Source organism: Cupriavidus sp. YR651 (assembly GCF_900101625.1).
Classification (GTDB): Bacteria; Pseudomonadota; Gammaproteobacteria; order Burkholderiales; family Burkholderiaceae; genus Cupriavidus.
Map to the genome: position 1 here is coordinate 416,188 of NZ_FMYZ01000006.1, position 6,503 is coordinate 422,690.

4 protein-coding genes are annotated in these 6,503 nt (G+C 63.2%); all 4 read right to left on the reverse strand.

The features are described from left to right. Positions 1-91: 91 nt before the first annotated feature. Positions 92-2,212, reverse strand: a complete 2,121-nt coding sequence (locus BLR29_RS19195; RefSeq protein WP_092138606.1) for an FUSC family protein — start codon at positions 2,210-2,212, stop codon at positions 92-94. Between the two features lie 380 nt (positions 2,213-2,592). Then, on the reverse strand, positions 2,593-3,837 hold the full coding sequence (locus BLR29_RS19200; RefSeq protein ID WP_092138607.1) for a nucleoside recognition domain-containing protein: 1,245 nt from the start codon (positions 3,835-3,837) through the stop codon (positions 2,593-2,595). A gap of 106 nt (positions 3,838-3,943) precedes the next feature. Next, positions 3,944-4,330, reverse strand: a complete 387-nt coding sequence (locus BLR29_RS19205) for a DUF488 domain-containing protein (protein WP_092138608.1) — start codon at positions 4,328-4,330, stop codon at positions 3,944-3,946. A gap of 16 nt (positions 4,331-4,346) precedes the next feature. Further along, entirely contained in the window at positions 4,347-6,038 is a 1,692-nt protein-coding gene (locus BLR29_RS19210; RefSeq protein WP_092138609.1) for an AMP-binding protein, read from the reverse strand. Between the last annotated feature and the right edge of the window lie 465 nt (positions 6,039-6,503).

Genomic DNA, 6,503 nt, shown 5'->3' on the forward strand with positions numbered 1-6,503 from the left:
ACTTGTCGGGGACGGGGAAACGGCGGGTATCCGATTATTCTAGGATATCGCCGCCGCCCGGCAACCCGGGGGAGACCCGCGCTGATCCGTGTCAAACCAGCTCAGCCGGCGCGCGCACTCCGCGGCGTGATCGGCGCGCCGCCGACTGTTCGGCTGCCAGCGTGCGCAGGCTAGCCACGGCCCGGTGCGCGGCGTCTATGTGGGCGTCGGCGTAGGTGCTCTGTTCCGCCAGGAAGCGCTCGAATGGCGGATCGGCGGGGGATAGCGGCATCAACCGTTCCGGTGCGATGAGTTCGGTTAGCGCCGTGCAACCGGGACGCACAGCCAGTTCCGCCAGGCGTGTTTCGAGGTCGGCCAGCAAGGTTTGAACGGCAAGGCCCGGCTTTGCAGCGATTTCGCCGGATTCCGCGCCTGCCCGAATCAATCCCGCAAGCGCCGCCATCCGCCGCGCCGTTGCGTGCAAGGCGCCGTGAGCGCCCGCCAGTGGCGAATCCAGCTCGCTGGCACATTGCGTCAGCGTGTCCTCGGCACGAGTCGAGGCGCGGCCGGCAGCCACCCGTAGTGCCTCCAGTCGCATTCTGTTAGGCGTCAGCGACCGCGCTGCGGCCGTCGATGCCCGGAGGTATACGGCGTTGACGGCGAGTGCATCCAGGCTATGACGGAAGACCCGGGACAATTCGGCCCGCGGCGCCAGCACGTAGTAGCTCGCTAAGGCAATCAGGCAGCCGATCGCTGTATCGGCTCCCCGCAGTGCCGCCACTTGGCTGCTGCTGGAAGCCGGCTCGCCCAGCCAGGAGAACAGGATGACGGCGGGCGTCAGGCAGAAGGCGAAGGCGCCGGCGTTTCCGGCCAGTCGGATCGTATAGGCGGCCGCCAGGCACATGGCGCTGATGGCCAGTGTCAGTGCAGGGGATGGATGGGTGAGACTGACCGCGCAGGCAAACAGCGCGCCGGCCAGCGATCCGGCAAAGCGCAGGAACGAAATCTGCCGGGTGGTCTGCAAGCGTGGGCTGAGCACCATGATCACCGTGACCGCCACCCAATAGCCATGATCCAGCTGCCAGAGTTGCGACGGCAGCAAGCTGAGGCCGCCTGCCAGTGCCAGCCGCACGGCATGCCGGGAGATCCGCGCGTCGCGCGCGGCCAGATCCGCCAGCGTATAGCCGAGGCGGTCAAGCATGCCGGCCAGCCCGGCATTCGGCCAAGTGAACGTCAAGCGCCACCGGTCAAACGTCGGGTGACGCGCCAGCGCCGCAAGTGCCGATTGATAGGCAGGCGGCGCGAGAGCATTGGCGCGTTGCGCGACCAGACGGCGCAGCTCCTGCATAAGGACTGCGCTCAGCGCGGGCAGGTCCGGCGCATGGCGGGACAACGCGTGCTGAACCTGTTCCTGCGTATCCATCAGGCATCGTGCCGCGTAGGCCAAGGGCAGGTCATGCTGATCGCCCGTTCGCTCGCGCAATTCGCCAGCAACGATCAGTAGCGCAAACAATGCATCCGCCACGGCCACAGCGTACGCATAGTGGAGCAGCCCGACCGGATCGCGCCAGCCACGTCGTCCAGCGACTGCGGTCCGTGCTGCCTCGATGCGCAGGCGGATTTCCTGCTTGAAGGGCGTGGTGTCGTGCAACGGAGCCATGCTTGCCAGGGCCTGGGCAAAGCGCAGCAACGCACCATAGACAGCGACGATTTCGCTCCGTGGACGGGCGTCGCGCTGGGATGGGACCAGGACCAGGCACACGAGGCAGGCAAAGACACCGCCGCGCAGAAAATCGACCCCGCTCATCCAAGCGTGCGCAGGCAATGACAACCCGGCGGGAGGCTGCAGGCATGCGGCGATCAGAACGGCGTAGAGCAATTTGGCGCACAGCGCGGCGGTGGCACCCCGCATCTCGGCTAGCCCAGCCATCAGCCCAGCGGCCAGGACCACGACTGCGGCCGACGCGGGCGAAGCCGACAGCGCGGCGCCTGCTGTTGCCATGATCGCCCCGCCAATGCCGACGGCTCCAAGGCTGCGCATGCGTGCGGCAGCCGTACCCTGCCGGTCCGCCAGGCAGGTCCAGATCGACGCCGTCGCAGACCAGAGATAGCCGTTCTCCCCAGTCAGCCAGGCCGTACCGGCGAGTGCGAGAAACGACAACGCATAGACGATGCCGCGCTGAACAAAGGCGGCGTCAGGCCAGTATCGGAGGAGGCGCGGGGCGGGGCGCATCGGTAGCAGGTATGGAGCAAAAGGATGTAGGGACAAATGCTGATGCCACTCTACGGTCAGATTTGCTGCGTCGCAACAAAGCTGTTGGATTTTGTCGATTTGCGCGGGAATCGGGCGGGAATGCACTAGGTCGGGGAATCGTTGCTTGCGGCGGTGCAAGTATCATATTCGTGACGTGCGTCGACCAAAAAACGCATATCGAACGTACATTTCCCAAATTTTGGGCAAAAAAAACCCGCGCAAGTGATGCGCGGGCTGGAATCCACCGAGGTGGTGGAGGAGACAGACTTCACTATACACATCTTGTTGCGTCGCACCAAGTAACGCGTGTTGAAATGACTGCAAGTCAGCACAATGCCGTTGTCATCTCACCACAAGAATTAGCGGAAGAGGTATGCAATCCACACGGCGGCGCCGAGTCCCACCGCATCGGCGAACAATGCGCACCCCAGTGCGTGCCGTGTGTTGCGCACATTGACGCTGCCAAAGTAGACCGCCAACACATAGAACGTGGTTTCCGTGGATCCCTGGATGATTGCGGCAAGCCGACCCTGGAAGGAATCGACGCCGTAGGCCGTCATCACGTCGACCATCAATCCCCGCGCGCCGGCGCCAGACAGGATTTTCATCAGCCCGACGGGCAGGGCGGGCACAAAGTCCGTGTTCAGGCCAAGCCACGCGAAGCCCAGCGTCAGCCCCTGCATCAGCGCGTCCATGCAGCCGGTTGCGCGGAACAGGCCGATGGCCACCAGGATCGCCACCAGATAGGGAATGATCTGCACAGCGACGCCGAAGCCTTCCTTGGCGCCGTCGATAAACGTGTCATAGACGTTGATGCGCCGAATCGCCCCGCAGACCAGAAACAAGGTGATGAGCGATAGGATGAACCCACTACCGGCCAGAGCGGCGAGCTGACTGACCTGATCGGGCTGGGCACCGCGTAGCCAGACGAACAGGCCGCCCACGGCTGCGCCTGCGATGGCAAATGCTGTAAGCACCGCGGGTTTGAACAGGTTCAGCCGCTGTACCCACGCAACCGCCAGCAGGCCGGCCAGACAGGATGCCCCGGTAGCCAGCAGCGTGGGCAGGAAAATGTCGGCCGCATTGAAACCAACCAGGCCTTGTTTGACAGCGATCGCTTGGCGGATCGCAATGACCGACGTCGGAATCAGTGTCAGACCAGCCGTGTTCAGCACGATGAACATGATCTGGTCGTTGGTGGCGGTGTCGGACGCACGGTTCAGCGTCTGCAGCTCGCGCATCGCATTGAGCCCAAGCGGGGTGGCGGCGTTGTCCAGCCCAAGCAGGTTGGCGGACACGTTCATCATCATCGCGCCCTGTGCCGGATGGCCCTGAGGCACGCCAGGAAAGAAATGGCGCAGAAGAGGGTTCACCAGGCGGGCAAAGAGATTGATCACCCCGGCGCGCTCTCCGATTCGCATGATGCCGATCCACAGGCTCATGACTCCCGCCAGGCCGAGCGAGATCTCAAAGGCTGTGCGGGCGCTATCGAACAGGCTTGCCAGCATGGCCGGGAACACCGTGGTGTCGCCGCTGACCAGACGTACGCAGGCGACAGCGAAAGAAAGCAGGAAAAATCCGAGCCAGACGAGGTTCAGTGCCATCTAAGAGGAAGGGCAAATGAGAAGGCTTCGCTCCGTGGCGAAGCTTCGCATCATAGCCGGTGGATCGCGGCGCTGGCCCGCCAGGTGCGCGCCGTGCGGCGGTCCGCTACACCAGGTCGGCGCCGCGTTCCGCCAGCAGGGCGCGCAGGATCGAGCGGTGGCAGTGAGATTCGTCCTCGCAATAGCACCCTAATGAGAAATTGGTCTGGTGCGAGAGCGCGGCCAGCAGGTCGAGCGTCCGGCTGGCGTCGGCCTCGGCCATCTCGGTACGGAATCGCTTCTCGAATGTGCGCCAGGCTTTCTCGTCCGTGGCCGCCTGCGCTTGAGCTACCAATTCGGTGGAAGGGGACAAAGCGGGGTACCAGACGTCGTAATAGTCCCGGCTGGCAAACTCGGCCTTGGGCACGCCTCGCGGCGGTCGGCGCACGGTGCCCATGCGGAGGCCCTCGTCCTTGTTGCGCGGTGATCCCAGTCTGACAATTCGGATGGTCATGGTGACTCTCTTTGATTCAGGCGGTGGCAGCGGACTGCAGCCCCAGATCGTGAATCATGGTGTCACGCATCACAAATTTTTGCACCTTGCCCGTCACCGTCATCGGCATGTCGTTGACGAAGCGGATATAGCGCGGGATCTTGTAATGGGCGATCTGATCGCGGCAGAAAGCGCGGATCTCGTCCTCCGTGGCCGTCTGGCCGGGTTTGAGCACGATCCATGCGCAGACCTCCTCACCGTACTTGGTGTCCGGCACGCCAAAGACTTGCACAGCCTGCACCTTCGGGTGGCGGAACAGGAATTCCTCGATCTCGCGCGGGTAGATGTTCTCGCCGCCTCGGATCAGCATGTCTTTCACGCGTCCGACGATATTGCAGTAACCATCCGCGTCGATCGTCGCCAGATCGCCGGTGTACATCCAGCCGTCGCGAATGGCCTCGTCCGTGCGCGCGTCGTCGTCCCAATAGCCTTGCATGACGGAATACCCGCGGGTGCACAGTTCGCCGGTCTCGCCGCGGGGGACGATCTCGCCGGTGGCATCGACCACCTTGCATTGCAAATGCGGCTGTACGCGGCCGACGGTCGAGACACGCTTGTCGAGCGGATCGTCGGTGGCGCTCTGGAAGGACACCGGGCTGGTCTCTGTCATGCCGTAGGCGATCGTGACCTCTGACATATGCATGTCTGTCACCACGCGCTTCATGACCTCGATCGGGCAAGGGGCGCCGGCCATGATGCCGGTGCGCAGCGCAGAGAAGTCGAACTGGCCGAAGTCGGGGTGCTCCAGTTGGGCGATAAACATGGTCGGCACGCCATGCAGCGCAGTGCAGCGTTCCTCCGTCGCGGCTCGCATGGTGGCGAGCGGGTCAAATGCCTCGCCTGGAAAGATCATGCAGGCGCCGGCAGACACGCACGCCAGCACGGACAGCACCATGCCGAAACAGTGATAAAGCGGAACGGGGATGCACAGGCGATCGTCGCCGCCCAGGCGCATTGCCATCGCCACGAAGCGGCCGTTGTTCACCACATTGTGGTGTGTCAGCGTGGCGCCTTTGGGGTTGCCCGTTGTGCCACTGGTGAACTGGATATTGATGGGATCGCGCGCGTTGAGTTGGCGGGAGAGGCTGTCTAGCTTGACGGCGGATGAGGGGGCGAGGACATCGGCGTAGTTCAGCATGCCGGGGGTTTGCTCGTCGCCCATGCGGACGATGTACTGCAGATGGGGCAGTCGGGCCGCCCCTAGTGCGCCGGGCGTGGCAGCGCTCAATTCCGGTGCCAGCGCCTGCAGTGTGGCAAGGTAGTCACTCGACTTGAAACGGACGGCGGTGATCAGCAATCTCACGCCAGCCTTGTTAAGGGCGTACTCGAGCTCGGCCTGACGGTAGGCAGGATTGATATTGACGAGAATCGCGCCGATGCGCGCGGTAGCAAATTGCGTAACCAGCCACTCGACGCGGTTGGGTGACCAGATCCCGACTCGGTCACCACGCTCGATCCCCCGGACCAGCAGTCCTGTTGCCAGGCGATCAACCTCATCGGAAAACTCTCGCCAGCTCCAGCGCACGGACTGCTCACGGAAGACTACAGCGTCGCCGTCAGGGTTGGCGGCGACGGCGCGAGCGAGAAGCATGGGGATGGTGTCATCTGACAGGGGAATGTCAGTGGCGCCAACCACGAACGAACGGTCGAAAGGCACGGCGTGGGTCATGAATGTCTCCTGCTACGGCGTCATCTATTAGATTGCCTGGCCGACATCGGGCGCCGGCAACAGATTGGCAGGTTAAGACAGTTCATCGGCATAGGCTGTCGCCTACGTGACAGTCAGGCCGGATGGAGCACCTCCGAAGGGCTTTCGAACTATTTTTCGAAATCGCTTGCCAGCGGGTGAGGAGTCCCTTAATATTCGCCCCCTCGCAACACAAACCGCCGCTGCAAGGCAGCACTGGCAAGGGTTGCGGGGTGGATGGGGGGTTGGAGCTGCGAAGGAAAGCGGCGCTGACCGAAGCGAAAAAAACTTCGCTGCCCTGTTGACGAAACGCAGGTTGTTCTTCATAATCTCGTTTCTCTGCTGCTGACGCAAACGACGCAGCGACGCAGACGGCAAAGCCGGATGCGCAAGTTCTTTAACAACCAAACAACCGATAAGTGTGGGCGCTTGATGGCGAACGCGCCG